Origin of the sequence: Streptomyces atriruber (assembly GCF_001418325.1) — a bacterium.
GTDB classification, from domain to species: Bacteria; Actinomycetota; Actinomycetes; order Streptomycetales; family Streptomycetaceae; genus Streptomyces; species Streptomyces atriruber.
In genome coordinates, this window is record NZ_LIPN01000171.1 from 1 (window position 1) to 552 (window position 552).

Here is a 552-nt window from a genome sequence, read left to right on the forward strand (position 1 = left end):
TGCGCGCCGCCGACCTCGCCGACGAGTTCGCCGTCAGCCTGATGACGATCCACCGCGACCTGGACTTCCTGCAGTCGCAGGGGTGGCTGCGCAAGGTGCGCGGCGGGGCGACGGGGCTGCCGTCCGCGCAGTTCCACGGCAGCGTCGCCGAGCGGATGTCGACGATGGCGCAGACGAAGCAGCAGCTGGCGCGCGCGGCCGCACGGGAGCTGGTGCCGGGGCAGACGGTGCTGCTCGACGACAGCACGACCTGTCTGCACCTGACGCGGCTGCTCACCGAGCGCACACCGCTGACGGTCATCACCAACTCGCTGCCCGCGATCACGGCGCTCGCCAAGGAGCCCGGTGTCTCGCTGATCGCGCTCGGCGGCAGCTACTTCCCCGCGTACGACGCCTTCATGGGCCTGCACACCGCGGACAGTGTGGAGGCGTTTCGCGCGGACGTCCTCTTCATGTCGACGACGGCCGTGACGCGCGGCCGCTGCTACCACACGTCACCGGAGACGGTGCAGGTCAAGCGCGCGATGATGGCGGCGGCCACGCGCCGGGTGC

The 552-nt window shown here is 71.4% G+C and carries 1 protein-coding gene; it reads left to right on the forward strand.

The genetic code is table 11. The annotated features are described in order from the left end of the window. Positions 1-552 (forward strand): DeoR/GlpR family DNA-binding transcription regulator (locus tag AOK03_RS19265; RefSeq protein WP_055566542.1); only part of this gene is annotated, 552 nt, incomplete at both ends.